A 17,949-nucleotide genomic window follows, 5' to 3' on the forward strand; every position below is an offset into this window, starting at 1 on the left:
GGCGGATCCCGTGGACCGCCGGACGGCTCTCGTCCCGCTCCGTTACGTCGCACTCCCGGGCCACGGCCCCGAAGACGTCGTCGCCGACTCCGAGGGGCGGATCCTGACCGGGGTGGCGGACGGACGGATCCTGCGCGTCGATGGACTGGACGATCCGTCCGCCGCCCGCGTCGAACGTCTCGCCGAGATCACCGGCCGCCCGCTGGGCCTCGAACTCCTGCCGGACGGCGACCTGTTGGTGTGCTCCGCCGACGGTGCGCTGCTGCGTGTGGACCTCGGCGGCTCCGGCAGGGTGCAGGTGCTGACCGAGACGGCGGCGGGGGAGCGGCTGCGCTTCTGCAGCAACGTCGTCGCCCTGCCCGACGGGACGGTCTACTTCACCGTCTCCAGCCGGGTCCACCCCCTGCGGGACTGGATGGGCGACATCGTCGAGCACAGCGGCACCGGACGACTGCTGCGTCTGGCACCAGGCGCCCGCGAGGCCGAAGTCGTCCTGGAAGGACTGCAGTTCGCCAACGGCCTGGTGCGCGGGGGCGATGACTCATGCCTGATCGTCGCCGAGACCGGCGCCCGCCGCCTCACCCGCTTCCGGCTCACCGGCCCCCGGGCCGGACAGGCCGAACCGCTCGCAGGGAACCTGCCGGGCTTCCCGGACAACATGTGGCGCGGCGCGCCGGACGGCCCGGTCTGGGTGGCCCTGGCCGGGCCGCGCATGCCCCCGCTCGGCCTGCTGCACCGCGCGGGCCCCGCCGTACGCCGCCGCGCCGCCCGCCTCGCCCTGCACGTCCCCTACCGCCCCTCCGGTACGACGGGCGTGCTCGCGATCGACGACGACGGCCGGGTCCTGCACCGGCTCACCCGGCGCCGCTCCGGTTTCCGCATGGTCACCGGCGTCTGCGAGACCGGCGGCAGGCTGGTCCTGGGCAGCCTGTGGGAGCGGGGCATCGCGATCTGCGAGGCACCGGTGATCCAGGGGTACTGATCACGAGCGACGGGCGCCGGAGAGGCCGCCGGACCCGATCGTGCCGCAGCACAGGCACTGGTGCAGGCGCGGCACGGTCACCGTCGCGTAGTCGCAGGAGGCCGGCGCGCCACGTCGGCGCCCTGATCCGCACCCCTCCGCCTCCTTCCCCGTCGACCGCGCGATGCCCCGCTCACGTGGCCGACAGGCCGTCGCGGTTCTCCTCCCACCGGCTCCCACCGGCGTGATCCGCCGGAAGGCCCCGGTGCGGCGGCGCTACGCTGGTGCCCGGCCGTGATCACTCGGGATCCGGCGGGGCGGGCGGACCGGGCAGGAGACGTGACGACATGACAGCCCCACACGCCCAGGGCCTTCGCGCCGGGGCACCCCGCAGGACCGCCCGCCCGGGTCAGTTCCCGGTGGTCGCCGTCGTGGCCCTCGGCGGCGGCATCGGCGCCGCCGCCCGCTACGCCGCCGCGATGCGGTGGCCCACCGGGACCGGTGGCTTCCCCTGGACGACGTTCTGGGTGAACGTGGTCGGCTGCGCGGTCATCGGCGTCTTCCTGGTGGTGATCACCGAGGTCATGACGGTCCACCGGCTGGTGCGGCCGTTCTTCGGCACCGGGGTGCTCGGCGGCTTCACCACCTTCTCGACGTACGCCGTAGACATCCAGAAGCTGCTCGACGCGGGCCGCGCCGGCACCGCCCTGGCCTACCTCACCGCGACCCTGGCCGCGGCGCTCGCCGCGGTGTGGCTGGCGGCCACGGCGACCCGCGGCGTTCTCTCGCGGGGGCGGCGATGACGTGGCTCACCGGCGGCGCCCTGCGGCTGACCGTCTTCGTCGGCGAGAACGACACCTGGCGGCACAGGCCCCTGTACTCGGAGATCGTGCACCGCGCCCACGCGGCCGGTCTCGCGGGGGCCAGCGTCTTCCGCGGCGTCGAGGGCTTCGGCGCGTCCTCGCTGATCCACACCTCGCGACTGCTCTCGCTCAGCGAGGACCTGCCGGTCGCCGTCGTGATCGTCGACACGCGGGAACAGGTGGAGGCCTTCCTGCCGCAGCTCGACGAGCTGGTCACCGAGGGGCTGGTGGTCCTCGACGAGTGCCGTGTCCTCCGACACGCCGGCCGGAGCGCCGACGCGGCCGGAGACGGAGCCGGAACCGGAGCCGGAGACGGAGACGGAGACGCCGAGGAAAGCCGTGGCGACGAACCAGACGATTCGGGCATGAAGGGTAAGAACTCGTTGTGAACTGGCTGGTGGTCGTCGCCGGCGGCATGATCGGCGCACCGCTGCGCTACCTGACCGACCGCGCGGTGCAGTCCCGGCACGACTCCGTCTTCCCCTGGGGCACCTTCGTCGTCAACGTCGTCGGCTGCCTGATCCTCGGTACGTTGACCGGCGCCGCGACGGTCGGCCCCGACCTGCGGTTGTTCCTGGGGGCGGGGTTGTGCGGGGCGCTGACCACCTACTCCACGTTCTCGTACGAGACGCTGCGGCTGACCGAGACCGGGGCCGGACTGCAGGCGGTCGCCAACGCCGTCGGGAGCGTGGTCGTGGGTCTGGGGGCCGCGTTCGCCGGGGTCGCCCTCGGGCAGTGGGCGTGGTCGTGACGACGTCCACCAGGTCCCGGGCCTGGTAGGACTGTCTCCGACACCGGGGCGTCCAGCACGCCGTCCACCGATTCGTCTCCTCAGAACTGGATTCCATGAGCGCCATCTCCGTCGGCCAGGCCGTCGTCCTCGGAGCCGTCGAGGGAGTGACCGAGTTCCTCCCCGTCTCCTCCACCGGTCATCTGAAGATCACCGAGGGGCTGATGCACATTCCGGTCGACGACGACGCGGTCGTCGGGTTCTCCGCCGTCATCCAGGTCGGGGCGATCGCCGCCGTGCTCGTGTACTTCCGCAAGGACATCGTGCGGATCGTGTCGGCGTGGTTCCGGGGGCTCCGCGACCGGGGGGAGCGCCACGGCCACGACTACAAATTCGCCTGGTGGGTGATCTACGCGACCATTCCGATCGTCGTGGTCGGCCTCGCCGCCAAGCCGCTGATCGAGGGGCCGCTGGCCTCGTTGTGGGTGGTGGCGGGCTCGCTCATCGTCGGCAGCGGCGTGATGTGGGCGGCCGACCAGATGGGCCGGCACAAGCGGGGTGAGGACGACACCTCGTTCAAGGACGCGATGCTCGTCGGCAGCTCCCAGATCCTCGCGCTGCTCTTTCCCGGGTTCTCCCGCTCCGGCGCGACCATGTCCACCGCGCTCATCCTGGACCTGGACCGGGTCGCCGCCACCCGCCTGTCGTTCTTCCTCGGCATTCCCGCTCTCACCGGCGCCGGCATCTACGAGCTGAAGGACGCCCTGGGCACCGGCGCCGGGGCGGCGCCCCTGGCCGTCGGCACGGCGGTGTCCTTCGTGGTCGCCTACGCCTCCATCGCCTGGTTGCTGAAGTTCGTCGCCAAGCACTCCTTCAACGCGTTCGTCGTCTACCGGATCGTCGTCGGACTGGCCCTGTTCGGACTGCTCGCCACTGGGGTCCTCGACAGCTGACCGGCCGACCCCCCAGGGGGCGGGAAGTCGCCATTCAGGCGCCCCGCCCCCTGAATTTTTGTTTTCGGGCGTCTTGACAGCGGCCTCCGGCCACCCGGAGTATCTGTCCCGTGAACCTGTCAGACAGCCAGACAGGTGGTCGGATGCCGCGGCGCGTGAGCGCCATGGAAGCGGTCCTCACCCACCTCCGAGGCGCCATCGAACGCGGCGAGTACGCCATCGGCGACAAGCTCCCCTCCGAGGCGGAGCTCTGCCGCACCCTCGAGGTGTCCCGGCCCGTGCTGCGGGAGGCCCTGCGCGCCCTGCAGACCATGGGCCTGACGGTCGCCAAGACCGGCAAGGGCACCTTCGTGATCGCCAACACCGTCGAGGACCCCACCTTCGGCGACTACGCGGCCAGCGACCTGCTCGAGGTGCGCCGCCACGTGGAGGTCCCGGTCGCCGGGTACGCGGCCCGGCGCCGCACCGCGGAGAACCTGGACCACCTCGCCCATCTGCTCGAGCGCATGGAGCGGGAGACGGACACCACCGCGTGGGTCGCGATGGACACCCTCTTCCACCTGGCCGTCGCCGAAGCCGCCCAGAACCCGGTCTTCCGCCGGGTCATCGAGGAGATCCGGGACGCACTGGCGCGTCAGTCGGCCTTCCTCAACGAACTGGGCGGCCGGCGCGAGCAGTCCAACCGCGAGCACCGGGCGATCGTCGAAGCGCTGATCGACGGTTCCGAGACCGACGCCGTGGAGGCCATGAGCCACCACCTCGACCGCGTCGAGACCACCCTCACCGACATCGTCCGCGCCGCCGGCACGGACGCCCCCCTGGAAGGCGGACCCGAGGCGTGAGCGACCAGCACCTCAAAGACGAGACGCGCCCCTCCACCCCTCACGTCGACGCCGGAGACGAGGGCTACAGCAAGTCGCTGAAGTCCCGCCACGTCAACATGATCGCCATCGGCGGGGCCATCGGCACCGGCCTGTTCCTCGGCGCCGGCGGCCGGCTCGCCGACGCCGGACCCTCCCTCTTCATCGCCTACGCGGTCTGCGGGATCTTCGCCTTCCTCGTCGTGCGCGCCCTGGGCGAACTCGTCCTGTACCGCCCCTCCTCAGGCGCCTTCGTGTCCTACGCCCGTGAGTTCATGGGCGAGAAGGGCGCGTACACGGCCGGTTGGATGTACTTCCTGAACTGGGCCACCACCGGCATCGCCGACATCACCGCGGTCGCCACCTACACCCACTACTGGGGCATGTTCTCCGACATACCCCAGTGGGTGATCGCGCTCGTCGCCCTGGCCGTGGTCCTCACCGTGAACCTGATCTCCGTGAAGATCTTCGGCGAACTGGAGTTCTGGTTCGCCATCGTCAAGGTCAGCGCCCTGGTGATCTTCATGTGTATCGGGATCTTCCTGCTGGTCACCCAGCACCCGGTGGACGGCGCCACCCCGGGCCCCTCCCTCATCAGCGACAACGGCGGCATCTTCCCGAGCGGCCTGCTGCCCATGCTGCTGATCATCCAGGGCGTGGTCTTCGCCTATGCCTCCGTCGAACTGGTCGGCGTCGCCGCGGGCGAGACCGAGAACCCCGAGAAGATCATGCCGAAGGCGATCAACTCGATCATGTGGCGGGTGGGCCTGTTCTACGTCGGCTCGGTGGTCCTGCTGTCGATGCTGCTGCCGTGGAACAAGTACACCTCCGCCGAGAGCCCCTTCGTGACGGTCCTGTCCAACGTCGGCATCCCGGCGGCGGGCGGGGTCATGAACCTCGTCGTCCTCACCGCCGCCATGTCCTCGCTCAACTCCGGCCTGTACTCCACCGGCCGCATCCTGCGCTCCATGGCGATGTCCGGCTCCGCTCCGAAGTTCACCTCGGTCATGAGCCGCAGTCAGGTCCCCTACGGCGGCATCCTGCTCACCAGCGGCATCTGCGTCCTCGGCGTGGGCCTGAACTTCGTCGTCCCGGCGGACGCCTTCGAGATCGTCCTGAACTTCGCGGCGATCGGCATCCTCGCCACCTGGGGCATGATCATGATCTGTCACCTCCTCTTCTGGCAGAAGACCCAGAAGGGCGAGCTGACCCGCCCCGGCTACCGGCTGCCGGGCTCCCCCTGGACCGAACTGGTGACGCTGTTCTTCCTCGCCTCGGTCCTGGTCCTCATGTACGCCGACGGCGGCGCCGGACGCACCACCGTGCTGTGCCTGCCGCTGATCGCCGCGGCCCTGGTCGCCGGGTGGTACGCCATCCGCCGCAACCTCGCCCGCACCTCCTCCGAGGCCGACGCGTGATCCCTTCGCCGGCCGCCGACCACCCACCAGTGATGCAGGCAGTGATGTACAGCAGTTCCCTCGCCGACGCCCCCGTGATCCGCGAACCCCTCCACGCGCCCGTCGCCCACCTGGTCCGCGGCGGGGTGACGGAGGGCGTCCACTACGGCTCCGTCGTCGTCCTCGGCGCCGGCGGCGCCGTCGAGCTCCAGCTCGGCGACGTCGAGGCCGCCTTCTACCCGCGCTCGGCGCTCAAGCCGGTCCAGGCCGTCGCCATGGTCCGGGCCGGGCTGCCGCTCGACGGAGAGCTCCTCTCGCTCGCGGCGGCCAGCCACTCCGGCGAGGAACGCCACCTCGCCGGGACCCGGCGCATCCTCGAACTGGCGGGCGTCACGGAGGACGACCTGCGCAACGTCGAGGACCTGCCGTACGACCCGGCGGTCCGCGACAACTGGATACGCGAGGGCCGCGAGCCCTCCCGCCTGGCCCAGAACTGCTCCGGCAAACACGCCGCCATGCTCTACACCTGCAAGCTCAACGACTGGTCCCTCGACGGCTACCTCGACCCGGCGCACCCGCTCCAGCAGGCGATCGCCGAGATCGTCGAGGACCTCACCGGGCAGCGCATCGCCCGGGTCACCGTCGACGGCTGTGGCGCACCCCTGTTCTCCGTCTCCCTGCACGGCCTCGCCCGGGCCGTCTCCCGCGTCACCGCCTCCGCGCCCGGCACCCCCGAGGCACGCGTGGCCGACGCGATGCGCGCCCACGCCGAGATGGCCTCCGGGGCCGGCCGGGACGTCGCGGCCCTGATGCACGCCGTGCCCGGACTGCTCGCCAAGGACGGCTTCGAGGGCGTCGAGGTCGCCGCGCTCCCCGACGGCCGCGCCGTCGCCGTCAAGATCTCCGACGGCGCGAACCGCGCCCGGGTCCCGGTCACCGCGGCCGCCCTCGTCCGGGCGGGCGTCGACCCGCGCGTTCTCACCGGCTTCGCGGGCGAGCCCCTCCTCGGCGGCGGCGAACCCGTGGGCCGCCTCCGACCCGTCCGGGCACTGGACCCGGTCACCGTGCGGGCCTGCGCCTGAGGGCTCCGGTGGCCACCGGGTGTGCGCGGTGGCCACCGGCGGAACGCCGGCCGTCAACCGGCCGCTCCTCCCACCGCAGACCCGGCCGGGCCCCGCGTCCGGCCGCCTGACCGCCGCTCCGGTCACCACCGGACGGCACCCGGCCGGCTCGGGCGGACCTCACCCCGTACCGCCCGAGCCGGCCGCCACCGGGACCCGTCTCCTTCGCACCCCCACCCTCACCCTCAGCGCCAGCCTCAGAAAGAGGTCGCCCCCTCATGACCACCGCCGTCACCCGCAGCGAACACGACCTGCTCGGAGACCGGGACGTTCCCGCCGAGGCGTACTGGGGCGTGCACACCCTGCGCGCCACCGAGAACTTCCCCATCACCGGCACGCCGATCTCGGCCCACCCGCATCTCGTCGACGCCCTCGCCGCCGTCAAGGAGGCCGCCGCCCTCGCGAACGAGGAGCTCGGCCTGCTGGAGCCGGAGAAGGCGGCCGCGATCGTCGCCGCATGCCGCGAGATCCGCGCCGGCCGGCTGCACGACCAGTTCGTCGTGGACGTCGTCCAGGGCGGCGCGGGCACCTCGACCAACATGAACGCCAACGAGGTGATCGCCAACCGGGCGCTGGAGCTGCTGGGCCACGCGAAGGGGGAGTACCGGTTCCTGCACCCCAACGAGCACGTCAACCTCGGCCAGTCCACCAACGACGTGTACCCGACCGCCGTCAAGGTGGCGACGGTGTTCGCGGTGCGCGGACTGCTCGACGCGATGGCCGTGCTGCAGAATTCCTACGCCCGTAAGGCCGTCGAGTTCCGCGACGTGCTCAAGATGGGCCGGACCCAGCTGCAGGACGCGGTGCCGATGACGCTCGGTCAGGAGTTCTCCGCGTACGCCGTCATGACCGACGAGGACCGCAGCCGTCTCGCCGAGGCCGTCGAGCTGATCCACGAGATCAACCTGGGCGCGACCGCGATCGGCACCGGCCTCAACGCGCCCGCCGGCTACGCCGAGTCGGCCCGCGGCCATCTCGCGCGGATCACCGGGCTGCCGCTGGTGACCGCCGCGAACCTGGTCGAGGCAACCCAGGACTGCGGCGCGTTCGTGCAGATGTCCGGCGTCCTGAAGCGGATCGCCGTCAAGCTCTCGAAGAGCTGCAACGACCTGCGGTTGCTGTCGTCCGGGCCGCGCGCCGGCCTCGGGGAGATCAACCTGCCGCCGGTGCAGGCCGGTTCGTCGATCATGCCCGGCAAGGTCAACCCGGTGATCCCCGAGGTCGTCAACCAGGTCGCCTTCGAGGTGATCGGCAACGACGTCACCATCACCATGGCCGCCGAGGCCGGACAGCTCCAGCTCAACGCCTTCGAGCCGATCATCCTGCACTCCCTGTCGGAGTCCGTCACCCACCTGCGCGCCGCCTGCCTCACCCTCGCCGAACGCTGCGTGGACGGCATCACCGCCAACACCGAGGCGCTGCGCGCGAGCGTGGAGAACTCCATCGGCCTGGTGACCGCCCTCAACCCGCACATCGGGTACACGGCGGCCACCGAGATAGCCAAGGAGGCATTGGTGACCGGCCGCGGCGTCGCCGAACTCGTCCTGGAGAAGGGACTGCTGCCCGCCGAACGCCTCGCCGGTCTGCTGCGCCCCGAGGTGCTGGCCAACAGCGGGCACGCCCTGGCGTGAACGCGGCCGGCTGCCGGTCGCCGACCGACTCGCGGCCGTCGGTCGGCTCCCGGTCGACCCCCTACCACCTGCGACGAACGCGCCAGGACCGGTGCGGAGGCACAATGGTGATCATGACAACGACGTCGTCCCTCGCCTTCCAGCCGGTCCTGGAGCAGATCGCCGAGGAGATGGAGCGCACCCCCGGCCGCGGCCGGCCCGCGGACTACATCCCGGCGCTCGCCGCCTTCGACCCGCGCCGCTTCGGCATGGCCGTCGCGGAGCTGGACGGCACGGTGTACGGCGTGGGGGACTGGCGGCAGCCGTTCTCCACACAGTCCCTCACCAAGGTCTTCACCCTCGCGCTCGGCCTCGCCCGCGAGGGCGACGAACTCTGGGAGCACGTGGGCCGGGAACCCTCGGGCAACCCCTTCAACTCCCTGGTGCAGCTGGAGTACGAGGGGGGCATCCCGCGCAACCCGTTCATCAACGCGGGCGCGCTGGTCGTCACCGACCGCCTGCAGACGCGCAGCGGAGACGCGGCCGGCGAGCTGCTGGAGTTCCTGCGCGCCGAGAGCGGCAACCCCGGCCTCGACTTCGACGAGGAGATCGCCGCCTCCGAGGCCGCGCACGGCCACCGCAACGCCGCTCTCACCCATTTCATGGCGTCGTACGGCAACATCGACAACGAGGTGCCGGTCCTGCTCGACCAGTACTTCCGGCAGTGCTCCCTCACCGCCTCCTGCGCCGACCTCGCCCTGGCGACCGGCTTCCTCGCCCGGCACGGCGTGCGCGCCGACGGCGCCCGGCTGCTCACCCGGAGCCAGGCCAAGCAGGTCAACGCGGTCATGCTGACCTGCGGCACGTACGACGCCGCCGGTGAGTTCGCCTACCGGGTCGGTCTGCCCGGCAAGAGCGGCGTGGGCGGCGGCATCATCGCCGTGGTGCCGGGCCGCTGCACGCTGTGCGTGTGGAGTCCGGGCCTGGACGAGCACGGCAACTCGGTGGCGGGAGTGGCCGCGCTCGACCGGTTCACGACGCTCACGGGACTGTCCGTGTTCTGACCCCGCGCCGTCGCGACCCCGCCTCGCGTGACCGTGTGCGGGCTCGGTCCATGAAGTCGGTCAGCCGCGGCGGCAGCGGGGTGGTGCGCCGTATCACCGCCCTGTGCGCGTTGCGGGCAGGACGGCCGGCTCCGATACGGGAAGACCCGTCGGGCGCGGGGAACGTGTCGCTCCCCCCGCGTGCTTCCGGGCGGGCGGCGGGGCCGTCACGGGTCAGTCGCGGGTGAACCGGCGGCGCGCGATCCACAGCACCAGCGCCACCGCCGCACCGCCCAGGACGGCCGCGCCGGCGATTTCCGCGACGGCCGGCCAGCCGGGACGCCGTGACAGGTCCGCGGTGGCGGCCGCCGTCTGCGTCTGCGTCTGCGTCTGCGTCTGCGTCCGGGGCGGGGTGGGCGCCGGCGTCGTGCCGGGCGTCGCCGTGGAGCCCGGCACCGCGGTGGACGCCCGCGGGGGAGTGCGCGTGGGCTCCTGGGCGGGCGCCGCCTCCGGTCCCGCGAGGGGAGGGGGCGCGGTGCGCAGTGCGTCGAGCGAGCCCACCGGGTCGACCCGGCCGGCCGCCTCGAACCCCCAGTCGAGCAGTTTCCGAGCCTCCTCGTAGACCGCGTGGCCGCCGCCCGCCTGAGGGTTCATCACCGTCACCACGAGGGTGTGTCCGTCCCGGCGGGCGGCGGCCACCAGGGTGTTGCCGGCCTTGCTGGTGTAGCCGTTCTTGATCCCGACGAGCCCGGGGTACGGTTCGACGCCGTCGTGCCCGGTCAGCAGCCGGTTGGTGTTGGCGATGCCGTACGACCATCCGTCGCCGCCCGGGAACGTCGCCTCCGCCGTGCCGCAGTAGCGTGCGAAGTCGGCGTTGCGCAGCCCGTCCCGGCCGAAGACCGCCAGGTCGTACGCGGAGGACACCTGGCCGGGTGCGTCGTACCCGTCGGGCGAGCGCACGTGGGTGTCCAGTGCGCCGAGGGAGCGGGCCTTCTCCTGCATGCGGGCGGTCGTGGTGCTCCAGCCGCCGTTGAGGGCCGCCAGCACGTGCACGGCGTCGTTGCCCGAGTTGAGGAACACCCCGCGCCACAGGTCGGCGACCGAGTACGTCTGCCCCTCGGCGACCCCGACCAGGCTGCTGCCCGGCCCGATGCCCGAGAGTTCCTCCTCGGTGACCCGGTGCCGCAGGCCGGCGGGCAGCACCGGCAGCACCGTGAGGGCGAACAGGGTCTTCAGCGTGCTCGCCGGGGGCAGCTCGCGGTGGGCGTTCGACGCGGCGAGGACCTCGCCGGTGTCGGCGTCGGAGACGAGCCAGGACAGCGCCGAGACGTCCGGCACGCCGGGTACGCCGTCGTGCGGCCTCACCTGGACGCCCGAGCGGTACAGCACCGCGCTCCGCAACGCCTGCGCGCGTGTCGCGTGAGGCCCCGCGCCACCGGCACGGGCGCCGGCCGCTGCCGGGACCGGGCGAGGCCTGCCGGGGGAGCCGGGAGGGCCCTGGTCGGCCGCGGCGGGGGCGAGGGCCGCGACGGGACCGAGGGTCAGGGCGCCTGCCGCACAGAACACACCGGCCGAGACAGCGACCCGAGAGGAGAATCCGATCGTCATACGATCAACCTAGGAATGATCGCCCTGTCCCTCGGGTCGCCCGTGCCGAAGGCGGCCCCGCGAGCACCCCAATGGGGTACCGCTCCTCAGCCGGTCGGCAGGGTCGGCTGGATCAACCGCAGGAAGGCGGCGTTGTCGGGGGTCTGGCGCAGTCGTTCCAGGAGCGTCTCCAGGTTCGCCTGACCGTGCGCGGTCTGCAGCGCCCGGCGAAGACCGCGCACGGCGGTGGACTCGGCCGGGGAGAGCAGCAGTTCCTCGCGACGGGTGCCGGAGCCGTTGACGTCGACCGCGGGGAAGACCCGCCGGGAGGCCGGCTCGCGGTCCAGGCGGAGCTCCATGTTGCCGGTGCCCTTCAGCTCCTCGAAGTAGAAGTCGTCGGCGCGGGAGCCCGTTTCGACCAGGGCGGTGGCGAGGATGGTGAGCGACCCGCCCTCCTCCGCCGCGCGCGCCGCGCCGAAGAACCGCTTCGGGCCGATCAGCGCGGTCGCGTCGACGCCGCCGCTGAGAGTGCGGCCCCCGGCGGCGGCCGCGTTGTTGTGGGCCCGGCACAGCCGGGTCAGCGAGTCGAGGAGGATCACGACGTCCTCGCCGGCCTCGACGAGCCGTTTGGCCCGCTCGACCACCAGGTCGGCGAGGGCGATGTGCTGCCGGGGCGCCCGGTCGAAGGTCGAGGCGTACACCTCGCCGCGCACGGAGCGCCGCATGTCGGTGACCTCCTCGGGGCGCTCGTCGAGCAGCAGGACCATCAGCCGGGCCTCGGGGTGGTTGCCGGCGACGGCGGCGGCGATCTGCTGGAGCAGCACGGTCTTGCCGGTCTTGGGCGGGGCGACGATCAGTCCGCGCTGGCCCTTGCCGACGGGCGCGAGGAGGTCGGTGACCCGCCCGGCGAGGCCGGCCGCGGGGTGTTCCAGGCGCAGCCGTCGGTGGGGGTGGAGCGGGGTGAGGTCGCGGAAGTGGCGGCGGCCGCGCAGTTCGCCGGGCGTGCGGCCGTCGACGCGGGCCACCTCGGTCAGGGTGCGCTGGGCGCCGCGCACCCCTTCGACGAGGTCACCGCCGCGCAGGCCGTGACGGCGGATCAGTGCCGCGGGCACCTGCACGTCGTCCGGGGTGGGCAGGCAGTCGAGCGGGCGCAGGCGGCCCTTGCCGCCCGCGTCGACGTCGAGGACGCCGACGGCGGTCCGGACCGGGGGCTGCTGGTGGACGGAGGGCTGTTCGAGGGTGGGGGCGGTCATGGTGGTGTGTCCTTTCACGGACGGAGGCACGGGGACGTGCGAGAGGGGAGGGAGCAGCCGCGGGAGAAGGGCGCGGCGCGTGACGCGCCGCGGGCGGCGGGAACGACACCTGTCACGACGGAGCTGTCCGCCGTCGACGAGGTGGTGCGGGAAAGCCGCCGCACCGGCCGGGAAGGGCGGGTGGTTCGACGGGCAGAGAAGGAATCGGCACCGGCGCCTCGAAGCGGGGCGTACACAAATGCCACTCGCAATATAGCACGCTCTTCGGCGTGCACTGATTCTTCCGTGGTTTGCCGCGAATGTCCTCAGAGGGTAACGATCCGTGACGGCAAGGGACTTGACTGCTATGTGTGCATTATCTTCACGTCATGTCCACGCCGTCTCAGCCTCCGCAGCAGCCGGAGCCGCCGTCCGGGGCGCCGGCCCAGCCGAGCGCGTATCCCTATCCGAATCCGCAGTCACCCGCCCCCGGCGGGCCGTTGGGGTTCCCCCCGGCGGCGCCCGCCGCCCCGTCCGCCCAGCAGAGCGTCTACGCCCAGCCGACCCTGGTCGGACCCCTGGTGCAGCCGCCGCAGCCGCAGCCCGGCAACCCGTATGCCCAGCCCGGCCCGTACCCGGCCGTCGGACCGCCGCCGCCGCCGACCGGCGGCCGTGCGGGACGGGCGGTCCTGTGGGCCGTCGTCGGCGCGGTGGCGGCGTCCGCCGCGTGGGCGGCGGGCGTCTTCCTGATCCCCGCCGGGTCCGACGTCGACCTGCGCGGCTACTCGGCGCCGGCCAACCTGTGCAACTCCACCGACTACGCGTCCTTCCAGTCGGAGTACGCGGCGAACGACAGCACCCCGACCCACAACAGCCTCGGGGACGACGCCCTCGACGAGGTGCTGTGCAACCTCAGTCTGAAGAAGACCGGTTCGAGTTACGCCGACGCGTACCTGTACGTCCAGCTGGACCTGCACAAGAAGACCGACCCGGGACCGGAGTTCACCGCCACTTGGAAGAACTACGGCGAGAGTCACTCGGGTTACGACGTGGACACGGTGGCGGGCATCGGCGACGAGGCCTATCTCGTCAGTAACGACACCACGTCCTCCTCGTCGAGCGGTTCGCTCTACGCCACGCTCGCCGTGCGCGACGGCTGGGTGACCTACACGATGAGCTACAGCGCCTACTACTCCTCGTACAGCACGGACAAGGACCCGCCGACGCTCGACGAGGTCTCGGGCTGGCTGAAGACCGACTCCCGGGCCACGCTCGCCGAGCTCAGGGACTGACCTCGCTTCAGGAGGCGGAGACCGCCCACGCCTGCGCCTCCTTCGCGATGTCGTCGAACCGCGCGCCCATGGCCGCCGCCAGGGCCTGCGCGCCGGACAGCGGGCGGACCATGACCGTCAGTTCGTCGATGAGGCCGTTGTCGTCGACGTGGATGAAGTCGCAGCCGCTGAGCCGGCGTTCCCCCACCCGCGCCGTGAAGACCAGGGCATGGTCGCGCCCTTCGCCGCCCTCCAGCTCCTGTACGTACCGGAAGTCCTCGAAGACCTGCGAGACCGCGCGCAGGATCGCCGCCGTGATCGCCTTGCCCGGGTAGGGCTTGAAGACCACCGGGCTGGTGAAGACCACGTCGTCGGACAGCAGTGCCTCGACGGCCTCGAGATCGCCGGCCTCGACCGCCTCGCGGAATGCGCGCATCGGATCTCCTCGTTCTCAGTGATAGTAAATTTGTTGATTAGGTGCGTCCGAGAATAATCACCTGGTGTTACCGTGTCCACATGTCCCTCAAGTACGCCGTCCTGGCCGCTCTTCTGGAGGGCGAGGCCTCGGGTTACGAGCTGTCGAAGATCTTCGACGTCTCCCTGGCGAACTTCTGGCCGGCGACCCCGCAGCAGCTCTACCGCGAACTGGAGCGCCTCGCCCAGGACGGCCTGATCGAGGCACGGGTGGTACGGCAGGAGCGCCGGCCCGACAAGCGCATGTTCACCCTGACCGGGGCGGGCCGCGAGGATCTGAGCGCCTTCGCCGCCGTCCCGCCCCGCCGCCCCGCCGCACTGCGCGACGAGCTCATGGTCAAGATCCAGGCGATGGACGGCGCGGACCCCGGGGCGACGCGCGAGCTGATCGAGAAGCGCATGAGCTGGTCGCGCGGCAAACTCGACCGCTACGAACGGCTCCGCGACCGCCTCCTCGCAGGGCGCACCGAGGAGGAGTACCTGAGCGAGGCCGATCGGATCGGGCCCTATCTGACGCTGCTCGGCGGCATCGCCCTCGAAGAGACGAATGTGCGCTGGTGCGAGCGGGCCCTCGGTCTTCTCGAACGGCGCACGGCCGTAGGCTGACGCCGATGTTCAGCCCCGAAGGCCCCACGCTGCGCGAACTCGCCGTCCAGGCCCTGTCGTCCGTCGAGCACGGCTACGACCTCCTCGCGCCGAAGTTCGACCACACGCCGTTCCGCACCCCGGACTCCGTCCTCGACGCGGTCGCCGCGGCGCTGAAGGACACCGGCCCCTACGAGGACGGCCTCGACCTGTGCTGCGGCACGGGCGCCGGGGTGGACGTCCTGGCGACGGTGTGCCGGTCCAGCGTGACCGGCGTCGACTTCAGCGCCGGCATGCTCGACGAGGCGCGCCGACGGCCCCCGACGGCCGGCCCGCGGGTGTCCTGGGTGCGCGCGGACGCCCGTGCCCTGCCTTTCACGGCCCGCTTCGACCTCGTCGTCAGCTTCGGCGCGTTCGGCCACTTCCTGCCCCGGGAGCTGCCGGGCCTGTTCGCCCAGGTGCACACCGCGCTGCGGCCGGGCGGTCGCTTCGCTTTCCCGGTCCTCGCCCCGCCCGCGCCGTCCTCCCCGCTGTACTGGGCGCTTCTCGGCTTCGACGCCGCGATGCGGGTGCGCAACGCCCTGTGGCGGCCGCCGTTCGTGATGTACTACCGGGCCTTCCGGCTCGGCGAGGTGCGGCGCGAACTGACGCGGGCCGGATTCCACGTGGAGCTGCGCGCCCTGCCCGAGTTCGGGGCGCGGAGCGACGGCAGCCCACGGGTCCGCCTGGTCGAGGCGCGACGGACCGGACCGGCCGACGACGCTCCGGACGGGGTCACCCGGCCGCCGGGAGCGTGAACGCCCGGACCAGCGCCTCCCGCCGGGTGTCCACCGCCGGGCCGCGGGCCGTCCCGGCATCCTCCCGTGCGCCGCTCTTCGGGCGACCGTGTCGCGGCCGGCCAAGGACGCCGCCGTTCACAACGCGCCGTAGAGAGCGTCCACCAGCGCCGTCTTGCGCGGGTCGTCGGCGATGTGCGGGCCCATGCGGTTCATGACGTATCCGAGCGACACGCCGGCCTCGGGGTCCGCGAGCCCGCAGGAACCGCCGAAGCCGTCGTGTCCGAAAGCGCGCGGGTTGGGTCCGTAGGAGCCGTTCGGCCCGCTGAGCCAGAGCCCGAGCCCGATCTCCGTCTCGTGCGCGAATCCGGCCCCCAGCACCAGGTCCCGGCATCTGCCCTGGCCCTCGCGCACCCGCTCGGCGGCCTCGGGGGACAGGATGCGCCGGCCGTCGTACGTGCCCCGGCCGGCCAGGATCCCGTAGAGCGCGGCGACTGCCCGGGCGGTGCCGTGGCCGTTCGCGGCCGGGATCTCAGCGGCCCGCCACGCGGCCGTGTTGGCCTCGGCCGCACCCGCCGGCGGGTTGGTCAGCGCGGCGATGGCCGCGGGCGACAACTGGCTGAAGACAGCCGCCTGTTCGCTGGACGAGGCGGCCGGCGGATGCACCAGTTCGGCAGCCCGGGCGGACTCCTTCTCGGGCAGCCCGATCGTGAAGTCGATACCCAGCGGGCCGGTCACCTCCCGTTCCAGGAAGGCCCCCGGCAGCAGCCCCGACACCCGTCGTACGACCTCCCCGACCAGGAATCCGTAGGTGAGCGCGTGATAGCCGGACCGGGTGCCCGGTTCCCACCAGGGCTCCATGGCGGCGAGACGCCCGGTGGTCAGCTCCCAGTCGAAGAGCTGGTCGAGCGAGTGCGGTTCGCGCAGCCCCGCGAGGCCCGCGCGGTGGGACAGCAGATGCCGTACCAGGACGTGTTCCTTGCCCGCCGCGGCGAACTCCGGCCAGTAGTCGGCCACCGGCGCGTCGAAGTCGAGCAGACCCCGGTCGGCGAGGATGTGCGCGCACAGCGCGGTCGGCCCCTTCGAGGTGGACCAGACGTTGACCAGGGTGTCCCGCTCCCAGGGCCGGGTGCGGGCGGCGTCGGCCCAGCCTCCCCACAGGTCGGCCACCGTCGCCCCGTCGACCGTGACGCTCACCGCGGCGCCCAGTTCGCCGCGCTCCCGGAAGTTCTCCTCGAAGGCGGTGCGCAGCGCGGCGAACCACGGGTCGCAGTGACCGTGAACCTGTGGCACGTGCTCGGACATGGGTCCTCCGTGGTCCGCCGGAAACCCCGGATCGCGATGGTGCGGTCCGGACCCATCGAACATACCGACTGGTCGGACTGGAGGGAAGCGGTCGGAGCGACTCCCCGGCGGAATCGCCGCCCGCCGCCGGTCGGGCCCGGATCTGCGCCGGCGCGCCGGCAGGCCCGGGCCCGGCCCGCTCAGGCGTACGCGCGCAGCCAGCGCAGCTTGGCCGCTTCCTGGTAGGGGCCGCCGCCCTCGTGGTCGTTGAAGTCGTACACCTCGATCGCCTTGTCGTCGTGCGCCCACGCGTTGAAGGCGGCGAACACGGTCGACGGCGGGCAGGTCTGGTCCTCGAGGGCCGCCGAGAACAGCGCGGGCGCCGTTCCGCGGGCGGCGAAGTGCACGCCGTCGAAGTACGACAGGGTGCGCAGCACGTCCTGTGTGCGACCGCGGTGCGTCTTGAGGAACAGGCCGATCTCGCGGTAGGGGTGACGGTCCGTCAGCGTCGCGGCTCGTGGGAAGTCGCACAGGAACGGCACGTCCGGGGCGACGCCCGCGAGGTCCGGCACCAGACCGCCCACGGCTATCGTGATGCCGCCGCCCTGGCTCCCGCCGACCGCCACGGTCCGTGAGGCGTCGGTCAGCGGGTGCGAGCGGGCCGCCTCGATCGCACGCACCGCGTCCGTGAACACCCGGCGGTAGTAGTAGTTCTCCGGGTCGTCGATGCCCCGGGTCATGAATCCGGGGTACGAGGGCGCGCCGCCCACCGGGTCCGCGGTGCCGCCCCCGCCGCCCCACGCGCTGCCCTGCCCGCGGGTGTCCATGATGAAGTGCGCGCGGCCCGTCGACGCCCACAACAGGTGCTCGTGCGGCAGGCCGCGCCCGCCGCCGTAGCCGACGAACTCCACCACCAGCGGCAGCGGTTGCGCCGTCCCGGCGGGCAGCGTCAGCCAGCCCTTGACCGGGTGACCGCCGAACCCGGCGAACGTGACGTCGTACACCTGCACCGTGGCCAGGCCCGTGTCGACCGGCTCGAAGCGGGCGTCCAGGTCGTGCTCGCGGGCTTCCTGGAGGGTCTTGGACCAGAACGCGTCGAAATCCTCCGGTTCGGCGGAGGTGCTGCGGTACGCGCGGAGCTCTTCGAGCGACAGGTCGAACAGGGGCATGAAGGACCGCCTTTTGTTAAGTGCCCGTACGAA

The 17,949-nt window shown here is 72.3% G+C and carries 18 protein-coding genes; 13 read left to right on the top strand and 5 right to left on the bottom strand.

What is annotated here, in order from left to right:
- The first annotated feature begins 10 nt into the window (after nucleotides 1-10).
- The 10 genes from C6376_RS38505 to C6376_RS38550 all read left to right on the top strand — a co-directional run bounded on the left by C6376_RS38505 (nucleotide 11) and on the right by C6376_RS38550 (nucleotide 9,559).
- The gene (locus tag C6376_RS38505) at nucleotides 11-982 is read left to right on the top strand and encodes an SMP-30/gluconolactonase/LRE family protein (RefSeq protein WP_107449433.1); all 972 of its coding nucleotides are present in this window, start codon (nucleotides 11-13) and stop codon (nucleotides 980-982) included.
- Nucleotides 983-1,308: 326 nt separating this feature from the next.
- Complete coding sequence (gene crcB, locus C6376_RS38510; protein ID WP_107447675.1) at nucleotides 1,309-1,764, top strand: fluoride efflux transporter CrcB; 456 nt, start codon at nucleotides 1,309-1,311, stop codon at nucleotides 1,762-1,764.
- Nucleotides 1,761-2,213, top strand: coding sequence for a DUF190 domain-containing protein (locus tag C6376_RS38515; protein ID WP_107447676.1), 453 nt, complete (start codon nucleotides 1,761-1,763; stop codon nucleotides 2,211-2,213). Before crcB (C6376_RS38510) ends, C6376_RS38515 begins: the two co-directional genes overlap by 4 nt.
- Entirely contained in the window at nucleotides 2,210-2,575 is a 366-nt protein-coding gene (gene crcB / locus C6376_RS38520; protein ID WP_107447678.1) for a fluoride efflux transporter CrcB, read from the top strand. Before C6376_RS38515 ends, crcB (C6376_RS38520) begins: the two co-directional genes overlap by 4 nt.
- A gap of 95 nt (nucleotides 2,576-2,670) precedes the next feature.
- A complete protein-coding gene (locus C6376_RS38525; RefSeq protein ID WP_107447679.1) occupies nucleotides 2,671-3,507 on the top strand; it encodes an undecaprenyl-diphosphate phosphatase in 837 nt (278 codons plus the stop codon).
- Between the two features lie 164 nt (nucleotides 3,508-3,671).
- Entirely contained in the window at nucleotides 3,672-4,349 is a 678-nt protein-coding gene (locus C6376_RS38530) for a FadR/GntR family transcriptional regulator (protein ID WP_107449434.1), read from the top strand.
- A complete protein-coding gene (locus C6376_RS38535) occupies nucleotides 4,346-5,785 on the top strand; it encodes an amino acid permease (RefSeq protein ID WP_107447681.1) in 1,440 nt (479 codons plus the stop codon). Before C6376_RS38530 ends, C6376_RS38535 begins: the two co-directional genes overlap by 4 nt.
- Before the next feature lie 44 nt (nucleotides 5,786-5,829).
- Complete coding sequence (locus tag C6376_RS38540; RefSeq protein ID WP_107447683.1) at nucleotides 5,830-6,846, top strand: asparaginase; 1,017 nt, start codon at nucleotides 5,830-5,832, stop codon at nucleotides 6,844-6,846.
- A gap of 257 nt (nucleotides 6,847-7,103) precedes the next feature.
- Nucleotides 7,104-8,516, top strand: a complete 1,413-nt coding sequence (gene aspA / locus C6376_RS38545) for an aspartate ammonia-lyase (protein ID WP_107447685.1) — start codon at nucleotides 7,104-7,106, stop codon at nucleotides 8,514-8,516.
- A 104-nt stretch (nucleotides 8,517-8,620) separates the two neighbouring features.
- Nucleotides 8,621-9,559: a glutaminase gene (locus C6376_RS38550; protein WP_107447687.1), complete on the top strand. Its 939-nt coding sequence runs from the start codon at nucleotides 8,621-8,623 to the stop codon at nucleotides 9,557-9,559.
- A 213-nt stretch (nucleotides 9,560-9,772) separates the two neighbouring features.
- Here C6376_RS38550 and C6376_RS38555 read toward each other — a convergent pair whose 3' ends face one another.
- Nucleotides 9,773-11,146, bottom strand: coding sequence for a D-alanyl-D-alanine carboxypeptidase family protein (locus C6376_RS38555; RefSeq protein WP_107447689.1), 1,374 nt, complete (start codon nucleotides 11,144-11,146; stop codon nucleotides 9,773-9,775).
- A gap of 86 nt (nucleotides 11,147-11,232) precedes the next feature.
- Nucleotides 11,233-12,378: a transcription termination factor Rho gene (gene rho / locus C6376_RS38560; protein ID WP_107447690.1), complete on the bottom strand. Its 1,146-nt coding sequence runs from the start codon at nucleotides 12,376-12,378 to the stop codon at nucleotides 11,233-11,235.
- Nucleotides 12,379-12,746: 368 nt separating this feature from the next.
- Here rho and C6376_RS38565 point away from each other — a divergent pair, with 368 nt between their 5' ends.
- On the top strand, nucleotides 12,747-13,649 hold the full coding sequence (locus tag C6376_RS38565) for a hypothetical protein (protein WP_173985815.1): 903 nt from the start codon (nucleotides 12,747-12,749) through the stop codon (nucleotides 13,647-13,649).
- A 7-nt stretch (nucleotides 13,650-13,656) separates the two neighbouring features.
- Here C6376_RS38565 and C6376_RS38570 read toward each other — a convergent pair whose 3' ends face one another.
- On the bottom strand, nucleotides 13,657-14,064 hold the full coding sequence (locus C6376_RS38570) for a nuclear transport factor 2 family protein (protein ID WP_107447692.1): 408 nt from the start codon (nucleotides 14,062-14,064) through the stop codon (nucleotides 13,657-13,659).
- 80 nt (nucleotides 14,065-14,144) lie between these two features.
- Between C6376_RS38570 and C6376_RS38575 the strand changes: the two genes are divergently transcribed.
- Nucleotides 14,145-14,708 (top strand): PadR family transcriptional regulator, encoded by a 564-nt coding sequence (locus C6376_RS38575; protein WP_107447694.1) that lies wholly within the window; start codon nucleotides 14,145-14,147, stop codon nucleotides 14,706-14,708.
- Between the two features lie 5 nt (nucleotides 14,709-14,713).
- Nucleotides 14,714-15,484, top strand: coding sequence for a class I SAM-dependent methyltransferase (locus C6376_RS38580; RefSeq protein ID WP_107447696.1), 771 nt, complete (start codon nucleotides 14,714-14,716; stop codon nucleotides 15,482-15,484).
- A gap of 117 nt (nucleotides 15,485-15,601) precedes the next feature.
- Here the strand turns inward: C6376_RS38580 and C6376_RS38585 are convergent, their stop codons facing one another.
- Entirely contained in the window at nucleotides 15,602-16,768 is a 1,167-nt protein-coding gene (locus C6376_RS38585; RefSeq protein WP_107447697.1) for a serine hydrolase domain-containing protein, read from the bottom strand.
- A 179-nt stretch (nucleotides 16,769-16,947) separates the two neighbouring features.
- Nucleotides 16,948-17,916: an acetylxylan esterase gene (locus C6376_RS38590; protein WP_107447699.1), complete on the bottom strand. Its 969-nt coding sequence runs from the start codon at nucleotides 17,914-17,916 to the stop codon at nucleotides 16,948-16,950.
- Nucleotides 17,917-17,949 lie beyond the last annotated feature (33 nt).

It is taken from the genome of Streptomyces sp. P3, assembly GCF_003032475.1.
Lineage (GTDB): Bacteria > Actinomycetota > Actinomycetes > Streptomycetales > Streptomycetaceae > Streptomyces.